Source organism: Bradyrhizobium tropiciagri, from assembly GCF_001189845.1.
Taxonomy (GTDB): Bacteria; Pseudomonadota; Alphaproteobacteria; order Rhizobiales; family Xanthobacteraceae; genus Bradyrhizobium; species Bradyrhizobium tropiciagri.
In genome coordinates this window covers 37,144-55,346 of record NZ_LFLZ01000062.1, presented here as the reverse complement: position 1 = coordinate 55,346, position 18,203 = coordinate 37,144, and the positions used below count along the sequence as shown (strand labels likewise).

The following is an 18,203-nucleotide window of genomic DNA, read 5'->3' as shown; positions in this document are numbered from 1 at the left end:
GGTCGGGAAGTTTGGCGTAAGGAGATCCGAGGTCGGTGACTCTTGCTCTCTCGATACACCGGGACCCCTCACCCGATTTGCTACGCAAATCGACCTCTCCCAAAGGGAGAGGTCAACTTTCGACGCCGTTCCGGCTCAGCCTAATCTCATCGGGCTTTCGCTCGCGCCAGAAGTTCGGCCGAGCCAGCGCTGGGTCGGGAACAGCTGCCATTGCCAGCGGCGGGCCGCGCGCCCCACACCCCTCGCGGCATGAACAGCATGATCAGGATGGCGAGCGTGCCGAGCACGACGAGATAGAGGCTGCCATACTGGGCGAGATATGTGACAAGCCCCCAGAGCAGGAGCACGCCGACCATCGGGCCTTCGATGGTGCGCACGCCGCCGATCACGACGATGAAGATCACATAGGCGGTCCAGTCGGTGACGCTGAAGGCGGCATCGGGCGAGATGCGCGCCTTCTGCAGATAGACCACCGCGCCGACCATGCCGGTGGCGAAGGCGACCGCGATCCACAGCAGATGGCGGATCCGCGCGGTGCGGACGCCGACGCTGCGCGCCGCCGCCGCATTGTCACGGCTGGCCGCCAGCGCAAGACCGTGGCGCGAGCGGATGAAAGCGTAAATGCCGAGCGTGACCAGCACGGCGAGCAGCAGCGCCAGCCAGTAGACCAGCACGTCGCGCGCCGCCGCCGGGCGCAGACCGAGCAACGCCTGCACCGCCTTCAGCCCGAACATCTGCGACAGTTCGCCGGGCGAGATCGACATCCCGGTGCCGCCGCCGAGCGACTTGAACTGCGCGCAGATCAGCCGCAGCGCTTCGGCGGCGACCCAGCTGCCGATCGCGAAATACGGCCCCTCGAGCCGGAACAGCAGCGGCCCGAGCAGCGCCGCGATCAGCGCCGCGAACAGCCCGGCCAGCGGGATCGCCGCAACGGGATCGAGCCCGGCCATCACGATGCCCGCGAACAGCGCATAGGCGCCGAGCCCGACAAACGCCTGCTGCCCGACCGACACCAGCCCGCCCCACCCGGCCAGCACGTTCCAGAGCTGCGCCAGCGTCAGCATGGTGAAGACGAAGATCAGATCCTGGATCAGGTTGCGCGACGCAATCGCGGGCAGCGCGGCAAGCACCACCACCAGCGCGATGCCGGCCACGGCCGCGATGCGCGACAGGCGCGTGCCGACCCGGATTTGCCACACCGGCACATCTGCCGGGCACTGCTCCCGGCCAGCCGGCATATCGATGCTCTCGACGCTCATGCCCGCCTCGCCGGAAAGAGACCGCGCGGCCGTACCATCAGCACGGCAAGAAAGGTGAGATGACCGGCGAGGATCTGCCACTCCGGATTGATCCGCCCGCCGATCGCCTGCGCGAGCCCGAGCACGATGCCGCCGGCCAGCGTGCCCCACAGGCTGCCGAGGCCGCCGATGATCACGGCCTCGAACGCATAGAGCAGCCGCGCCGGACCGATCGACGGATCGAAGCTGGCGCGGATGCCGAACACGATTGCGGCGATCACCGAGACCGCGAGCGAGAGCCCGACCGCGATCGCATAGACATTGCGCTCGTTGACCCCCATCAATTGCGCGATCGCGGGATTGTCGGCAGTGGCGCGGAAGGCGCGGCCGAGCGAGGTGCGATAGAAGATCAGCTGGAGCAGAGCGACGGCGACGATCGCCGTCACCAGCGCCGCCAGCGGCGCGAGGCCAACGCTGAGGCCAGGCGCCAGCGTCACCGACGAGGATTCGAACGCGCCGGCCTGCAGCCGGCGGCTGTCCGCGCCATAGCCGAGCAGCAGCCCGTTCTGGATCACGATCGACAGGCCGAAGGTGACGAGCAGCGGCGGCAGGATGTCGTCGCCGAGCACGCGCTCCAGCACCAGCCGCTGCAGCACGAAGCCGAGCGCGAACATGACAGCGACGATCAGCAGGGATGCGGCCGCGAGCGGCAGGCCGAGCGCGGTGGTGGCGCTGAGCACCAGATTGGCGGCGAGCAGGATCAGATCGCCATGCGCCAGATTGACCAGGCGCATGATGCCGAAGATCAGCGACAGGCCGAGCGCGAACAGCGCATAGACGCCGCCGAGCAGCACGCCTTCGATGATGGTGTCGAATCCGCTCATCGCTCCCTCATGCTCCGAAATAGGCCGCGCGGATCGTGTCCTGATCCACGTCCTTCGGCCGTCCACTCAGCGTCACCCGACCTTCCTGCAGGCAATAGAAGCGGTCGGCCGCCCGCAGCGCGCGGGCGATGTCCTGCTCGACCAGCACGACCGCGGTGCCGCCGGCCCGGATCTGCGGCAGCATGCGGTAGATGTCCTCCACCACGATCGGCGCGAGGCCGAGGCTGATCTCGTCGCACAGCAGCACCTGTGGGTTCGACATCAGCGCGCGGCCGATCGCCACCATCTGCTGCTGGCCGCCCGACAGCGCTGTGACGGCGCCGCGCCGGCGTTCTTTCAGCACCGGAAACATCCGGTAGACCGCGGCGAGATCCCAGGGAGCGCTGCGTTCGCCGCCATAGGCGCCGATCAGGAGGTTCTCCTCGACACTGAGCGAGGGAAACAGCTGGCGGCCCTCGGGGACCAGTGCAAGCCCGAGCCGCACAATGCTGGCAGCGGACGCATCGCCGATCGCCCGCCCGCCGAGGCGGATGGCATCGGAGCGGTTCTTCACGAGACCCGCGAGCGACTTCAGCATGGTCGACTTGCCGGCGCCATTGGCGCCGATCACCGCGACCGCCTCGCCCTTCGCCAATTCGAAATCGATGCCGAACAGCGCCTGGAAGTCGCCATAGAACGCATCGAGCGCTGTGACATTGAGCAGCGCAGTCATGCCGGCACTCCCATGTAGATGGTCTCGACCTCGCGCGAGCGCATCACCTCGGCGGGCACGCCCTGCGCGACGACCTTGCCGAAGTTCAGCACGACCAGCCGCTGCACCACGGCCAGCAGCGCATGCACCACATGCTCGATCCAGATGATGCCGACACCTTCGGCGTGGATGGTGCGGATGGTTTCGACCAATTCATGGCACTCGGCGTCGGTGAGGCCGCCTGCGATCTCGTCGAGCAGCAGCGTACGCGGCCTGGTGGCGAGCGCCCGCGCCAACTCGAGCCGCTTGCGATCGAGCAACGGCAGGCTGCCTGCAAGCCGGTTGGCCTTGGCCTCGAGGCCGGTCAGATCAAGCATGCGGCCAGAATGCTGGACCGCATCCGCCTCCGACAGTCCGCCGCCGAACATGGCGGCGACGGCTAGATTCTCGAACACCGACAGGTGATCGAACGGCTGCGGAATCTGGAATGAACGGCCGATCCCGGCACGGCAGCGTGCCTCGGGCGAGAGACCCGTGATGTCGACGCCATCGAGGACGATGCGGCCAGCGTCCGGACGCAGCAGCCCGGTGATCAGGTTGAACAGCGTCGACTTGCCGGCGCCGTTCGGACCGATCACGCCGAGCGCCTCGCCGGACGAAAGGGTCAGGTCGATGGCATCGGCAACGACAATGGCACCGAACCTTTTCGAGACGGAATGGAGTTCGAGCATGTTTCGCTCACCGGATGGATCCGCTGGGAGAAGATGCGCGGACGTTCCGCGCATCCTCGATCGACCATTTGCCTGCGACGCGCTCGCTAGCTCAACGCCTGCATGTCGCCGCCGAGCGGGATCTGCGGCGCCAGTCTGTTGTCCGTGATCACCATGTCGTATCTGTCGCCATTGAGCCGCCATTGGCCGCCGACCAGCGGCGTCTTGGCGATGTTCTTGGCGGCGAACGGCGGCACGGCGCTGGAGCCGAACGCGACCTGGCCCACGATGGTATCGAGCTTGGTGGCGCCGATCGCCTTCGCCAGCGCCGCGCCGTCGCTCGGATCGCCGGAGCGCTTGATGGCGTCGATCGCAACCTCGAACAGCGAATGCACGAAGCCGATCGGCTGGGTCCATTGCTTGCTGGAGGCCTGCTCATAGCCCTTGGCGAGATCGGCGGCGCTGACGCCGCTGAGGCTCGATTTGTAGGGATGGGTCGGCGTCCACCACACCTCGGTCGAGATGTTGTTGCCGCCCTTGCCGAGCGCCTGCACCGACGCCGGAAACAGCAGCGCCTTGGCGACCGACACGACTTTCGGCTTCAGTCCCTTCTGCCGCGACTGGTTCCAGAAGGTGGTGAAATCGGGCGGGATGATCACGCCGGTGATGATCTCGGCATCGGCGCCACGAAATGCCGCGATCTGCGAACTGAAGTCATCGGTGAGGTTCTGGAAGCGGCCGGGATCGGTGAGCTTGAAACCCTGCTTGGCCATCACGGGCGGGAAGCCGATCGTGATGTCGCCCCATGCGTTGCCGTCGGCATCGTTCGGAAACAGCGCGCCGACCGATTTGTTGGTCGCGACCTGGCTCCACATGCCGGTGAAGACGCCGATCACGTCCTCCAGGCCCCAGAAGTAGTGGAACGTGTAGTCGAACGGCTTCCAGCTCTTGGGATCGCCGGGATTGGCCTGCCGGCCGATGAAGTTGGTTTGCCACGGCGCCACGGAGGAGATGCACGGCACCTGCTCGAGTTCGCACTGCGTCGCCACCGGATTATTGGTCTCGGGCGTGGCGCCGACCACGATCAGGCTGACATTGTCGCGGGTGATCAGCTCCTTGGCGACTTCAGCGGCGCGGTTCGGATTCGACTGGCTGTCTTTCGTCACCACCTCGACCGGATAGGTCTGCGATCCGACCTTGACGCCATCCTTGATGAATTTCCGGAATTCACCGAGCACGAAGTCGTCGGCCTCGGCGAAGGCCGCGAGCGGTCCGCTCTTGGGCGAGACATAGCCGATCTTGATCGGCTTGTTGGCGGCACGCGCGGCCGGCGCGAACAACGTCGTGCTACCTGCGGCGGCGAAACCACCGGCGATGCCCTGCAGCACGCGGCGGCGATCGAAAGACATGACGTTCAATTCGTCCTTGCTCATTTTCCCCTCCTTGAGGCAAGCCGGTCGCATGCCGGCTGTCGTTCATTTCGTTCTGAAAAAGGATTGCCGGCGTCGCGCCGCATCACGCGGCGGCGACGGACTTCGCTTGCGCGCTGCGGCCGAGGATCTGGCCAAACACTTCCAGCAGCACATCGCTGGCATTGGCCGCCGCCTCCCTGGCGCGCCAGGCGACATACATGTCGGGACGCACCAGCACGCAGCCGTCCTCGTCCACCTCGCTCTGGCGATACCAGTCGGCATAGATGTCGAGCGCATCGCAGCCCTGCGGGCCGATCGTCACGACGTCGACCGGCAGGCCGTAGGCCTTCTCGACCGCGGCTGCGGCCGTCTTCCAGCCATCGCCACCGATCCCGGTGAGCAGCGTGAAGCGGCCCTTGCCGGTGAGATCGAGCGTCGACTTGCGCTCGCCCTGATGCTCGACCCAGACATGCGGCAGATGCGCGCCGGGCCAGGTGGTGGCCTGATAATACAGTTCGTGATCCCGGGTGAAGGCCGGCATCGGCGTGCCGTCGGAGACGACCGCGGTCGACCCATAGCGCTGGTTCAGCTCGACGCCATGGCAGTTGAACTCGTAGCTCTTGTTGGCGATCGCCTCATAGAGCTTCTTGCGGCGCGCTTTGCCTTCCGCAGTCGGCGCCTTGCGCGCGGCGATCGCCTTGCGCGCTTCCGCGGGATCGGTCGAGGCGACGAGCCCCACTGCCTCGAAGATCGGCGGGAAGTCGCCGATGCTCTTGTTGGCGCGGGCCACGATCTGCTTGCCGACCGGCTGGCGTTCGGCAGAATAGGTCTCGAGCAGCGACGGCGCCGCGTGGCCCTCGAGCACCAGCTTCAGCTTCCAGCAAAGATTGTAGGCATCCTGGATCGAGGTGTTGGAGCCGAGCCCGTTGGTCGGCGGATGGCGGTGCACGGCATCGCCGACGCAGAACACCCGGCCTGACGAATAGTGGCCGGCATACATCTCGTTCACGGTCCAGGTCGAGGTCGAGCGGACCTTGACCTCGAGCGTCTCGTCGCCGACCAGGTTGCGCACGATCGAGATCGCCTCGTCATTGCTGAGCTTGCGCTCGCCCTGCTCGATGTCGTAGCCCCAGATGATCAGCCATTCGTTCCACGGCCGCACCATGCGGATCAGGCCGGCGCCGATGCCGCCGATCTCGGCGCCCGGCTGCAGCACCCAGTACAGCACGCTCGGCCGGTGCGCGACGTATTTGCTCAAATCGGCCTGCACGATGATGTTCATGCTGCCGGCGCGGCCCATCTGGCCCTCCATCGGCAGCCCGATCACTTCGGCGACCCGGCTGCGGCCGCCATCGGCGCCGATCAGATATTTGGCGCGGATCTGATAGGTCTCGCCGGACAGGCGATCCTTCACCGTCGCGGTGACGCCGTCGGCATCCTGCACCAGGTCGACGAACTCGGTGTTGAAGCACAGCGAGGTGCCGCGCTGGCCGGCGGCCTCGATCAGGATCGGCTCGAGGAAATTCTGCGGCAGGTCGCAGATCCGCGCCGGACTGGCGAGGTCATAGTCCGCCTTGCGCGAGGGATGGTTGCCCCAGGAATAAAGTCGGCCGAATTCCTCGCCGGCGAGGCTTTCGCAGAACACGTTGTTGGCCATCAGATGCTGCGGCACCGCCTGCGCCACCGCCTTCTCCTCGAGGCCGAGATCGCGCAGCACCTCCATCGCACGCTGGTTGGTGATGTGGGCGCGCGGCGTATCGGCCAGCCAGCCATATTTGGTCACCAGGATGTGCTTGACGCCGTACATGCCGAGCAGCGCCGCCGCCGTCGCGCCGGCCGGGCCACTGCCGACGACAAGCACGTCGGTCTCAACAGGTTTGCTGGTCATGGTCCTCTCCTTGGTCGTGTTGTTGGTTGTGATCGTCATTCCGCGGCCATCATCGGCTGCGGCACCAGGCCTGCGCCGGGCTTCATCTGGAAGTCGTAGGTCATCAGGTGCCACGGGCTGGACACCCGCTCGCCGTTCGGCAGCATTGGCTCGCTCTTCGGCTCGACGCGTGCGATCAGCTCGTCCTTGACGCCGAACACCACGTCGCTGCGCAGATAGTCGTCGCCGTCGAGGAAGACGTGGGTGATCAGCGGCTCGTAGCCCTCGGCCTTGACCAGGAAATGCACATGCGCAGGGCGCATCGGATGGCGTTTCGTGGCGGTGATCAGATCGCCGACCGGGCCGTCGGTCGGGATCGGATAGCTGCACGGCAGGATGGTGCGGAATGAGAAGCGACCGTCGGCATCGGTGACGAAGCGCGCGCGCAGCGATGGGCCGTGCGCGGCATAGTCCGCCTTCTGCGAATCGTAGAAGCCGTCGTCATCGGCGTGCCAGACATCGATCTCGGCACCGGCGAGCGGCTTGCCGGCAAGGTCGGTGACGCGGCTCTGCACGAACATCACCTCGCCGTCGATGCCTTCGGAGATATTGGCGCCGTGCGGCGTGACGCGGTGCTCGCCAACGTAGAAGGGGCCCAGCACCGTGGTCTCGGTCGCGCCCTCGCGCTCGCGGTGATTGACGGCGTCGACCAGCATCGAGACGCCGAGCACGTCGGAGAGCAGGATGAACTCCTGGCGCAGCGGCGTGCAGGTCTGCCCGGTGCGGGTCAGGAATTCGATCGCCTGATTCCATTCCTCGAAGGTGAGCTCGGTGCGGCGCACCAGATCATGCAGCGCCTTGACTGTCTCCTCGATGAGGAATTTCAGCCGCTTGTTCGGCGTATTGGCGAAGCTGCGGATCACCTCGTCGGTGAGGTCATGCTCGTTGAAATTGGCCATCGTGTTTGTCCTTGATCTTGAGATGTCAGTGCCGCGCGGGCGCGTCGCCGCGCCAAGCCGCCGCGATCAGGTCCTGGATCGCGACGCGCTCCACAGGTCTTGGATTGGCATAGGGGCTGCGCACCGCCATCTCGGCGGCGCGCGCGATGCCGTCCTCGGGCATGCCGATGTCGGCCAGCCGGCGCGGCAGCGCGAGCCGGCGCGCGAGCTCGAATAGCCCTTGCGGCGCATCATCCGTGCGCAACGCGCGCGCAATCCGGGTCATCGCCTCGGGCGCGGCGGCGGCATTGTAGGCGGCGGCATGCGGCAGCACGATCGCGTGGGTTTCGGCGTGCGGCAGGTTGAACATGCCGCCCAGCACGTGGCAGAGCTTGTGGTGCAGCGACATCCCGACCGCGCCGAGGCAGACGCCGCACAGCCAGGCGCCGTAGAGTGCATCGCGCCGCGCACCGGGATCGGAGGGCTCAGTCATGATGCGCGGCAGCGCGCGGGCGAGCGCTGCGATGCCGTCCTCCGCCATCAGCGAGGTCAGCGGATTGGCGTCGGGCGCATACAGCGCCTCGACGGCGTGGGCGATCGCGTTGAGGCCGCTGGCGGCGGAGACATGCGGCGGCAGGCTGACGGTGAGATCGAAATCGTAGATGACGGTGTCGGGGACCAGATCCTGGGACTGCTGCGTGGTCTTGATGCCGTTCGTGGTTTCGCCCAGGATCGGCGTCATCTCCGAGCCGGCATAGGTGGTCGGCATCGCGATGTGCGGCAGCCCGGTGCGCAGCGACAGCGCCTTGCCGAGCCCGACCGTCGAGCCGCCACCGATCGCAACCAAGCCGTCGATGTCGCGGGATTCAACGATGCGAAGCGCTTCGTTGGTGACCTCGACCGGCGTATGCATGCGCGCGCCGGCAAACAACCCTGCGAGCCGGTCGCCGAGGCCGGCGCCAAGCCGGCGTCCGAGATCCTGCTGCTCGGGGGTGGTCAGCACCAGCGCCCGCTTGATGCCGAGGCGCTCCGCCTCCTCGCCAAGCCGCACCGAGGTGCCGGCGCCGAACACCACGCGATATTGCTGCGAGCAATAGGCAAAGGCGCCCTGGCCGGCATCTCCGGCCCCCACTATCGGCGGACGTACGGCATCGGACGCTGCGATGCTCATGGCATTTCTCCCAGCCGGCGGACCGGCACATTTCGCTTTGTTGGGAGAAAGCTAGCGGCAGGCGGCGGTCGCGGGCCTGCACGAAACCGGAGAGAATCTGCACAAAACCGGAAAAATCGTCAGGCGGGATGCGGCGGGCAGCGCCCTCGCCTGCCCCCGCCCGCTACGCGCTAATGGCTGCGCCGGTAGCGCCCCGGCGTTACGCCGGTGAACCGGCGGAACATCCGCGTAAAATGCTCCTGATGCGAGAAGCCGCAGGCCAACGCGATGTCGGCGAGGCTCTGCGTCTCGTCGGCAAGCAGTGCCCTGGCGCGCTCGATGCGCAGGTTGAGGACGTATTGGTAGGGCGAGACGCCGCTGGTCGCCTTGAACAGGCGCACGAAATATTCGGTGCTGCGGCCGCACAGCTCGGCCAGCTGGTCGAGCCGGATGTCGGTATCGAGATTGGCGTCGACGAATTCGCGGATCCGCGCCATCTGCCTGTTGCTGAGCAGGTTCGGATGCTTGCCCGCCTCGACGCTCGGCTTGTGGAAATTGATCGCGACAAAGCGGTTGGCGATCGCCCGGGCGATCGGATCGACGAACAGCGACGAGGCCGGCAGGCCGCCGGTGATGGTCTCGCCGATCGCCGCGGCGAGATGCTCCAGCACGGCGTCCTGATCGCCGAACATCGGCGCCAGCCCGCCGATCAGGCTGGACGCCCCGTCCTGGCCGGCGAACAGGTCCGACCGCAGATAGATGTGGGTGGATTCCAGCGCCTCACGCAAAACCACGTTGCAGGTGTGCCCGGCCGGCAGGAAGAACACGCCGCCGCGCGGAATCTGCCGGGCGACCGACTTACCGTCCATCACATAGGTGATGTCGACCGGACCGCCGCGGTGCAGCACCATCAGATTGTCTGACAGCGCGTGGAAATGCCCGTCAAACGGCCGTTCGCGCTGAACCGAGGCAAACGCAGACGACCAGCCGAGCCCTTCGCTCGAGCCGCGGAAATCGGCCTGGAAGCGGTTCAGGATCCCGTGCGTCTCCTGCACCCCAAAATTCGACGTCGCCTGCATCCGGCAGTCCAAGGGCTCGAGGCTTCACGTGCCGGTCGAGTGAAACCCAACGGCCATGGATTTTCAACACAATCGAACCGGCGGCTCTCCGCGGCGGCGTTGCTGCGTCGCAATAGCTGGGCTTCTATTCCTTGACCGCAAGCCAGATCACGTGGCGGACGCCGCGGCCACGTCCCGTGGCACGGACGGCAATCTCGTTGACGGCGAACCCGGCCCGGGACAGCGATTTCGGGAACCTGGCATTCGGACCTGACGACCAGACGGCGAGCACGCCGTCACGCCGCAACGCGGCGTTTGCGAGCTTGAGGCCGGAGACGTCGTACAGCGCGTCGTTGGCCTTGCGGGTCAGCCCCTCCGGGCCGTTATCGACATCGAGGAGAATGGCATCGAAGCTGCGCGGATGGCGCGCGATCACGTCAGCAACATCGGCCTCCTCGATGCGCACGCGCGGATCGTTCAAGCTGTCGCCGAAGATCTCGGCCATCGGGCCTCGTGCCCAGGCGACGACCGCCGGCACCAGTTCGGCCACGATGATCTGCGCATCCGCTCCGAGCACGGCGAGCGCCGCCCTTAGCGTAAAGCCCATGCCGAGGCCGCCGATGAGGAAATGCGGCTTTGCGACCTTCTCGATCTTCCTCGCCGCGAGCGTCGCCAGCGCCTCTTCCGAGCCCGACAGGCGGCTGTTCATCAGCTCGTTGGTGCCGAGCATGATCGAGAATTCGCGGCCGCGCCGCATCAGACGCAATTCACCCTCAGTGCCGGGAATCCGCGCGGTATCGATCTTTTCCCAGGGAATCATGCGGCGGCTTGTAGCATGGCAGGCAGCCTCGCCGTAGCCCGGATGGAGCGAAGCGCAATCCGGGAAACCTCCCGCCACTCGCAAGGCCCCGGATTTCGCTTCGCTCCATCCGGGCTACGAAGGCGGGAAACTAGCCGCCAGCCCAGACGTCGAGCACGTAGCGATTCCCTGTGCCCATCTCCTCGATCCAGCGCGCGGCGGCATCGGCATCAGTGCCGGTGCGCTCGCGGTAGATCGACATCAACGTCGCCTTGACGTCGGGCTCCATCTTGCCGCCGTCGCCGCAGACATAGACGATCGCGCCCTTCTGGATCAGCTCCCAGACCCTGTCCTTCTGCGCGGCGACGAGATGCTGCACATAGGTCTTCGGGCCGTCTGCGCGCGAGAACGCGGTGAAGAGCTCACTGGTGCCGTCGGCGGCGAACGCCTTCAGCTCGTCCGCATAGATGAAGTCCTGCTCCGGATGGCGGCAGCCGAAGAACAGCATCGCGGGGCCGAGCGTCGCGCCCTGCGCCCTGCGCGCGGCGCGCTCCTGCAGGAAGCCGCGGAACGGTGCGAGCCCGGTGCCCGGCCCGATCATGATGATCGGCACGGCGTTGTCGTCGGGCAGGCGGAAGCCGGCCTTGGTCTCCTTGATGGTGGCGTGGACGGTGTCGCCGGCTCTGCGGCGCGCCAGATAGTTGGAGCAGACGCCCTTGTAGATGCCGCGGCCCGAGCTTGCCGGCGCCTCGACGACGCCAACGGTGACGCTGCAGCGCTGCGCCTCGCCGGCCGGAGACGACGAGATCGAGTAATAACGCGGCGCCAGCAGCGACAGCATTTCGAGGTAAAGGTGGAACGGCAGCTCGCAGGCCGGATATTCCTCGAGCAGGTCGAACACCGATTTGCGCTTGGCCAGCACCTCGGTGCGATAGCGCCCGGCCGAGGCGTCGTCGTCGCCGACATAGGCCATCAGCTTCGGCTTGGTCACCGGGCAGCGGGTGTGCTCGGACATGATCTGGATCTGCTTGCGGGTCGCGACCTGCTGCAACTCGACGAACTCGGTGAGCAGCCGCCCGACCGACACGGCGTTGCCGACCGGCAATTGCGCGCGGCGGCCTTCCGAGACCTGCAGGCGGATCTGATCGGCCGGCAGGAAGCCGAACCGGCGCGCAACGGAATCGACCAGGGTCGGATCGTTGCGCGGCACCACGCTGAGATGATCGCCGACGCGATATTTCAGGCTGGCCGGCAGCTCGACCTCGATGTGCCGGGTCGAGCGCTCCGACGGATGGGCGCCTTCCTTGGTCTGCAGCTCGTTGTTGGCGAGCACCTTCATCGGCACCGCGCCGCCCTGCGTCACGATGGTGTTGACCGCGCCCTGCGCCACCGGCTCGATCGCATAAAGCGGCTCGTCCTCAGCGGTGCGGGTGAAATTCCAGTCGATGCCGAATTCCTTGGTCGCGACCTTCGCCGCCTCCGGGAACCATTTCTGGAACTGGCCGTCGAGATCGCTGCGCGCATCGCCCTCGCCGCGCGGATAGACCGCACGCGCACCATGTTTGGTCAGCTGCTCGTCGATCAAGCGCGGCACCGACTGGTAGGTCGCCGCCCAATCGCTGTTGCCGCAGCCGAACACGGCGTAGCGCACCTTGGCAAAGGCATCCTTCGGCAGGTCGCTCTCCAGCCATTTGACGAACTGCGTGGCATTGTCGGGCGCGGCGCCATTGTAGGAGGCGCAGATGATCAGCACGCCACCCTCCTCTGGCAGCTTGCCGACATAATCGTCTAGCGGGCCCAGCCGGGTGGCGAAGCCGTTGATCTCGGACAAGTCAGCCATGCGGGTCGCCAACTCCTCGGCCGAGCCGAGGTTGGAGCCGTAGAGCACCAGCATCGGCGTGTTGTGGCCCGGGCGCGTGGTCGGCGCGCGCGGCGGCTTCGGCGCAGCCGCAACGGCGCCCGTGCTGCCGGCAAACGCGCCGCGATCCCTGTCGTCGCGCGGCCGCACCTTGATCCTGAAGCCGTCGGGCTTGACGGTCAGCGTCTCCTTCAGATGCATCTGGTAGCGATGCACGTCGAGCAGCTTGAAGCGCTGCAGGATCATCCCGATCGCCAGCGCCGCCTCGTGCATGGCAAAGCCGCGGCCGATGCAGGCGCGCTGGCCGTTGCCGAACGGCTTCCAGGCATTGATCGGGCGTTTGGCCTCGGCCTCGCGGCTGAAATTCTCGGGATCGAACACGTCGGGGTTCGGCCCCCAGACAGCGGGATCGCGGTGCAGCGCCATCACCAGGATGGTGATGAAGGTGTTCTTCTTCAGCTTGTACTTCCCGCCGATCGTCTCATCGTTGAGCGGCGCGATGCCGTAGGCCGGCGCCGGCGGCCACAGCCGCAGCGCTTCCTTCAGGCATTGGGTGATGTAGGTGAGCTGCGTCACCTGCTGATAGGTCGGCCGCGCATCGACGTCGGGGCCAAGGACGCGGTCGACCTCCTCATAGGCCTTCTTCAGCACCTCGGGATGCTTCAGCAGTGCATAGATCGTGCACGACAACAGGCCAGAGGTGGTCTCGTGGCCGGCGATCAGGAAGGTGTTGATCTGGTAGCGGATGTTGACGTCGTCCAGCTGCTCGCCGGTGGCGCGGTCGACGCCGGTCATCATCGCGGCCAGCATGTCCTTCTTGTCGTCGGTCACGTCGGTGTTGCCGCGGCGCTCGGCGATGATCTCGTCGACCATCTTGTTCATGAAGGCGACGTCGTCGGCGAGCGTCTTGCGCCGCTTCTGCATCCACAGACCCTCGAGCGGCAGGCCGCGGGTCATCATGATGGTTTCGAGCGAGCGCACCAGCGACTCCACGAACGGGTGGTAGTCGCGGCGGTAGAACGAATTGAAGCGGTAGTCGAAGCCGCACAGCCCGATGGTGTCGAGCGTGAGCGCCGTCATATCGTGGACGACCTCGATCTCCTCGTCGGCGTTGAGCCGCTCCCATTTCTTGACCAGCTGCTCGGCGATATCGACCATGCTCGGGTGATACGACTGCATGGCGCGGTTGCCGAACGGCTGCATCAGGATGTTGTGCGCCTTGCTCCAGTTCGGCTCCCGGGTGTCGGCGGTGAACAGCCCGTCGCCGCCGACCGCGCGCACCCGGCGCAGCGAGCCGCGCACCGCCTTGTCGAAGCGCTTCTCGTCGGATAGCTCGTCGACCAGGTCGTGGCCGGACACGATCACGAGCGGCGCGCCCATCATGTCGAGCCAGAAGATCGGCCCGAGCTCCTTGGAGAGCTTGACCAGATGCTGCACCGGCGCGGTCGAATCCAGCGACAGCATGTTGCCGACCACCGGCTTCGTCGGCGGATGCGGAATCGGGCTCAGTCTGTTGCCGGACGCCATGTTGGAAGTGCCCCCTTGTGTCTGCCCCGAACTACGCCGTCATTGCGAGCGAAGCGAAGCAATCCATCGCGCCGCAAGGGGAGAGAATGGATTGCTTCGTCGCTTCGCTCCTCGCAATGACAGGAAGAATTATCCAAACCGTTTCCTGCGCCATTCGATCAGCTTTGCGCTGACCTCGTCAGGCTTTTCCTGCTGCGTCCAATGGCCGCTGTCCTTGACCAGATATTTTTCGAGATCCGGCACCAGTCTCTCCATGCCGTCGGCGGCCGAAGGCGGCAGCACCGCATCGTTCTCGGCCATGATCATCAGCGACGGCACCCGCACATTGTGGTCCAGGCCAGCGGAACGTTCCCAGTTGCGAGTGAAATTGCGATACCAGTTGATGCCGCCGGTGAAGCCGGTCTTGGTGAAGGTGTCGACAAACACCTTCTTCTCCTCGGCCGACAGGATCGGCGTGCGCGGATCATGCTTGGCGTCGTAATTCGCGATCATCTGCGGGAACGCCAGATTGAGCCGGGCCGACGCCCCGACGCCCGCGATCGGCTGTTCGGGCGGCGCATCCGCGGGACGCGGCGCCGGCTTGCGCATGAAAGCATCGAAGGTCTGCTCGACCCGGCTGCCGAAAATCCGATCCGGCTCGCGCGCCGGATCCTGGAACTGGACGATGTACATGTGCTCGCCGAAGCGCTGCCGGAACAGCGCGATCGGATCGACAGGCGCGCGGTCCCAATGCGGCGTGTTGACGCCGACAACGCCTGCGACCCGCGACGAATGCCTGAGCGGCATCTGCCAGACGACGAAACCGCCCCAGTCGTGCCCGACGAAGATCGCCTTGTCGATCTTGAGGTGATCGAGCAGGCCGACCAAATCGCCGGTCAGGTGCTCCATGTCGTAGGCCTCGACCGGCTCGGGCCGGTCGGTCGCGCCATAGCCACGCTGATCCGGTGCAATCACCCGGATGCCGGCCTCGCCCAGCGCCTTGATCTGGTGACGCCAGGAGAACGCCAGTTCGGGCCAGCCGTGGCACAGCACCACGGGCGGCGCGTCGGTCTTGGGGCCAGCTTCGTAAAACCCCATGCGGATGCCGTTCGTCTCGGCGAACTGCAGCGGTGGCATGTCGATCATTGAGGCAATTCCTATTCGGCCGCGCCCTTGATGTCGGCAGGCGGGGGAGCGAACGCCGCCTCGAGTGCATCGAACTCGAGCGGCAGCATGTCACACATCACCTGCACATGGGGAATGATGTTGGCGCCGACGATGAAGCCGAAATCGAGCTGATCGCGGTAGCTCTGAACGGTGATGTTGAGCGCGACGCCGTGGGTCGAGATCGAAACCGGGAAGATGTGCAGCAGCTCGGCGCCGGCCGCGTACAGCGTCTGCCGCGGTCCCGGCACGTTCGAGACCGTGATGTTGGTCGCCGGCGGCAGCACGTTGGAGAGGTCGGAGCGGCTGTACAGCAGCGCCAGGATCTGCACCAGGATCGGTGCCCCCAGCAGCGAGATGTTGGTGACCTGCGGCACCAGGGCGCGCAGCGGATGCGACATCTCCTTGGATTTGGTGGACTGCGCGATGATGGTTTCCAGCCGCTTCTTGGGATCCTCGATGTCGGTTGCGATCGAGCAGATCATGCCGAACACCTGGTTGTTAGATTCGGCATTGCCCTCCTCGCGCAGCGAGATCGGCACGCCGGCGGTCAGCGACTTGTTCGGCAGCGCGCCCTGGCTGATCAGATAGCGCCGCACCACGCCGGAGGCGAGCGCCAGCACGACGTCGTTGAGCTTGCCGCCGGAGGCCTTCGCCAGCGCCTTGGCGCGCGACAGCGAGATCGAGGTACCGGCAAAGCTGCGTTCCGACGAGATCGCCTTGTTGAGGATGGTCGGCGGCGAGGCCATCGCCTGCAGGTTCTCGCGCGACCGGGGATCGGCGACCTTGGCGACGACGTCGGACAGGCTCTTCATGACGGTCGGCATCGAGCCGGCGAACTTCACCGCGCTCTCGATCTGGAACATGGCGTTGTCGAACAGGATCGAGCCGAGGTCGCTCTTGCCGGAACGCGGCAGTTCGAGGCTCTTCTGCGCCGCGGCGGCCGCCTCGAACGGCTGGGTCCACAGCTGCTGATAGGCGTCGATCAAATTGGCCGCGATGTCGCGCGGCTCCTGCGCGACCTTCTTTGCGCTGGGCGGCTCGATCTCGCGCGGCACCGGCGTCAGGTCGTAGATCATGCTGGTCAGCGCCGCGCCGGCGCCGCCGTCGATGCAGGCGTGGTGCATCTTGGAATAGAGCCCGATCTCGTTGTCCTTCATGCCCTCGAAGACGTAGAACTCCCAGAGCGGACGGGCGCGGTTCAGGAGCTTGGCGTGCATCCAGCCGACGATGCGCTCCAGCGTGGCGCGGTCGCGCGGTGCCGGCAGGCTAGCGCGGAAGATGTGACGGTCGATGTCGAACTGGTCGTCCTCGACCCAGGACGGATGGTCGATGTCGAGCGGCGCCTTCTGCAGCCGCGCCTTGAGGATCGGCGCGATGTGCAGCCGCGAGGCGATCATCGCCTTGAACTCCTCGAAGAAGTCGCCCTTGTAGCCGTCGGGCAGCCGGAAGATCGCCATGCTGCCGACATGCATCGGCATTTCCGGCGTTTCCAGATATAGAAAAGATGCGTCCAGCGAGGACAGCTTCTTGGCGTCGCTCATGATCTCCTCCCGAGAGCCAACTCACGCGGGCGCCTTGGCGGCGCTTCTCGTCGTTAGGATAGTGCCTGTTCTGCCGGCCCGTAGGCAATGGCAAAGGGGCCCGACCGGTCAAAATGCCGGAACTCCCCTTCCGGCTGTGCCAGCCGGTCCGCGATCGCCCACAAAGCTGCGGGGTTGACGCCGAGGCCGATGTGGCTTGCGAGATGCACCTCGATGTTCTCGGCGCTCTCCGACGGGCGAACCCGCGAGGTCCGCCAGTTCACGATGCCGTCGGTGCGGGAATAGATCGAGGTGGTCGGCACCGGCATGTCGCCGGCAATTGCAGCGCGGATTTCGGGAATGTCGTCCACCGCCTCGCCCGACAGCAGCTCATAGAGCCGCGTCGCATTGGTGGCGCGGATGTCGTCGGCGAACGGGCAGCCCAGCGTCACGATGGAGCGCACCAGCTCGGGCATCTGCGACGCCAGGTCGCGCGCATAGACGCCGCCGAGGCTCCAGCCGATGATCGAGACCTTGCGTCCCGACGCCTCATGGACCCGCTTCAGCAGGTCGCGCAGCGCAGCGCGCCTGTTGGAGATCCCACCGAAATTGCGGCCCATGTTCCAGGCACAGGCGTCGTAGCCGAGCTCCTTCAGATAGCGCCGCATCGGCGCCATCGAAAGGTCGCTGGCGAGGAAGCCCGGCAGCGCAAGCACCGGATGACCGTCGCCCTTCGGCGCCTGCATCAGCAAAGGCGACAGCAAGAGGCTCGAATTCAGCTCGAGCACGCCGCGCGCTTCCGCCAGCATCAGGAACAGGCTGGGTGGGCGCAACCGGCGTTCGGTCCCGTCAATGCTCCTGTCCATACCGGCCACTATTTCTTCTTGCTCGTGCCGCCGAAGCCGGCCATCGCGACGAACATGTCCTGGAAGCGCTCGGCGAGCTTGGGATCGAAGGTGAACCAGCTCTGCATCAGCGATTCCGGCGAAATCTTCTCGATGTTGGACAGCATCTGCTGTTGCAGCTTGTCCATGACAGCGGTCTGCATCGGCTGCACATCGGGCAGGCCGAAGAACTGCCGCGCTTCGAGGGGCGTGCAATCTATCTCGACGTTGACTTTCATATCCGCCTCCTCAACTGCGCCTTGGCCCAGCTCTGCTTGGCCCAGCTCAGTATCGCCGGGACGGGGTCCGTTGCGCAAGCGAGCCATATCAGCCCCAATGGATAGTCGGCCTCAATCATCCGTTATGGTCAACCGAACCGTTTCGAGCGGCCGGCGCAGACGGGCTCGCCGGCGGTCATTCCGGGACCGGCAAGCGGCACTCCGAAAGTCGAATGTCACGCGCCCGCACCGACCGCCTACCCTCATATCGCATTCATTGCGCTGCACCCGCGCGAGGCGATT

At 66.0% G+C, this 18,203-nt stretch carries 15 protein-coding genes; all 15 read right to left on the bottom strand.

The window, feature by feature from the left end; all coding sequences use genetic code 11:
* Window positions 1-146: 146 nt before the first annotated feature.
* Window positions 147-1,259, bottom strand: coding sequence for a branched-chain amino acid ABC transporter permease (locus AKN84_RS34105; protein WP_244485659.1), 1,113 nt, complete (start codon window positions 1,257-1,259; stop codon window positions 147-149).
* The gene (locus tag AKN84_RS34100) at window positions 1,256-2,122 is read right to left on the bottom strand and encodes a branched-chain amino acid ABC transporter permease (RefSeq protein WP_050424852.1); all 867 of its coding nucleotides are present in this window, start codon (window positions 2,120-2,122) and stop codon (window positions 1,256-1,258) included. The genes AKN84_RS34105 and AKN84_RS34100 overlap by 4 nt, the downstream gene beginning before the upstream one ends.
* Before the next feature lie 7 nt (window positions 2,123-2,129).
* Window positions 2,130-2,834, bottom strand: a complete 705-nt coding sequence (locus tag AKN84_RS34095) for an ABC transporter ATP-binding protein (RefSeq protein WP_050424851.1) — start codon at window positions 2,832-2,834, stop codon at window positions 2,130-2,132.
* Complete coding sequence (locus AKN84_RS34090; protein WP_050424850.1) at window positions 2,831-3,544, bottom strand: ABC transporter ATP-binding protein; 714 nt, start codon at window positions 3,542-3,544, stop codon at window positions 2,831-2,833. Before AKN84_RS34090 ends, AKN84_RS34095 begins: the two co-directional genes overlap by 4 nt.
* Window positions 3,545-3,630: 86 nt before the next feature.
* A complete protein-coding gene (locus tag AKN84_RS34085) occupies window positions 3,631-4,956 on the bottom strand; it encodes an ABC transporter substrate-binding protein (RefSeq protein ID WP_430649952.1) in 1,326 nt (441 codons plus the stop codon).
* Window positions 4,957-5,038: 82 nt separating this feature from the next.
* Window positions 5,039-6,823 carry an FAD-dependent oxidoreductase gene (locus AKN84_RS34080; protein WP_050424853.1) on the bottom strand — a complete coding sequence of 595 codons (1,785 nt, stop codon included), beginning with the start codon at window positions 6,821-6,823 and terminating at the stop codon, window positions 5,039-5,041.
* A gap of 35 nt (window positions 6,824-6,858) precedes the next feature.
* Window positions 6,859-7,761: an intradiol ring-cleavage dioxygenase gene (locus AKN84_RS34075; protein WP_050424849.1), complete on the bottom strand. Its 903-nt coding sequence runs from the start codon at window positions 7,759-7,761 to the stop codon at window positions 6,859-6,861.
* Window positions 7,762-7,786: 25 nt separating this feature from the next.
* Complete coding sequence (locus AKN84_RS34070) at window positions 7,787-8,911, bottom strand: maleylacetate reductase (RefSeq protein WP_128971410.1); 1,125 nt, start codon at window positions 8,909-8,911, stop codon at window positions 7,787-7,789.
* A gap of 170 nt (window positions 8,912-9,081) precedes the next feature.
* Window positions 9,082-9,969 carry a helix-turn-helix domain-containing protein gene (locus AKN84_RS34065; RefSeq protein WP_050424847.1) on the bottom strand — a complete coding sequence of 296 codons (888 nt, stop codon included), beginning with the start codon at window positions 9,967-9,969 and terminating at the stop codon, window positions 9,082-9,084.
* Window positions 9,970-10,093: 124 nt separating this feature from the next.
* Window positions 10,094-10,768: a spermidine synthase gene (locus tag AKN84_RS34060; protein ID WP_050424846.1), complete on the bottom strand. Its 675-nt coding sequence runs from the start codon at window positions 10,766-10,768 to the stop codon at window positions 10,094-10,096.
* A gap of 130 nt (window positions 10,769-10,898) precedes the next feature.
* Window positions 10,899-14,132, bottom strand: coding sequence for a bifunctional cytochrome P450/NADPH--P450 reductase (locus AKN84_RS34055; RefSeq protein ID WP_050424845.1), 3,234 nt, complete (start codon window positions 14,130-14,132; stop codon window positions 10,899-10,901).
* A 129-nt stretch (window positions 14,133-14,261) separates the two neighbouring features.
* Window positions 14,262-15,257 carry an alpha/beta fold hydrolase gene (locus AKN84_RS34050; RefSeq protein ID WP_050424844.1) on the bottom strand — a complete coding sequence of 332 codons (996 nt, stop codon included), beginning with the start codon at window positions 15,255-15,257 and terminating at the stop codon, window positions 14,262-14,264.
* Window positions 15,258-15,268: 11 nt separating this feature from the next.
* Window positions 15,269-16,819, bottom strand: a complete 1,551-nt coding sequence (locus AKN84_RS34045) for a WS/DGAT/MGAT family O-acyltransferase (protein ID WP_050424843.1) — start codon at window positions 16,817-16,819, stop codon at window positions 15,269-15,271.
* A 53-nt stretch (window positions 16,820-16,872) separates the two neighbouring features.
* Entirely contained in the window at window positions 16,873-17,664 is a 792-nt protein-coding gene (locus AKN84_RS34040; protein WP_050424842.1) for an alpha/beta hydrolase, read from the bottom strand.
* Between the two features lie 8 nt (window positions 17,665-17,672).
* Complete coding sequence (locus AKN84_RS34035) at window positions 17,673-17,921, bottom strand: DUF6489 family protein (protein ID WP_050424841.1); 249 nt, start codon at window positions 17,919-17,921, stop codon at window positions 17,673-17,675.
* Between the last annotated feature and the right edge of the window lie 282 nt (window positions 17,922-18,203).